Below are 273 nucleotides of genomic sequence, written 5' to 3'. Positions count from 1 at the left end.
ATTGGTCAGTTCATTACCTAACGCAACAAATTGGCTAAACAGAGCGATGAAGAACAGCGCGATTTTTGGGCTCAAGATAGAGATCAAGAAAGCCTCGCGAGCAGACTGCATGTAACTCATCTGCTCACCCGCTTCCAATTTCGCGGCAACACCACCTTTCGAACGCAACGCATTCACGCCGAGATAAAGCAGATACGCTGCACCCGCTAAACTAATGCCTTTGAACAACGTGGGTGATTGCTCAAGCACAACGGCTAAACCAACAATGGTTGC

1 protein-coding gene is annotated in these 273 nt (G+C 48.4%); it reads right to left on the bottom strand.

Annotated features, from left to right (window positions below; all coding sequences use genetic code 11):
* On the bottom strand, positions 1-273 hold a 273-nt coding region (locus tag AB4486_RS28655), incomplete at both ends, for a LysE family translocator (RefSeq protein ID WP_372120227.1).

Origin of the sequence: Vibrio sp. 10N.222.55.C6 (assembly GCF_041473395.1) — a bacterium.
Lineage (GTDB): Bacteria > Pseudomonadota > Gammaproteobacteria > Enterobacterales > Vibrionaceae > Vibrio > Vibrio crassostreae_C.
The sequence above is the reverse complement of the archived record's forward strand: the minus strand, read 5'-3'. Positions and strand labels throughout refer to the sequence as shown.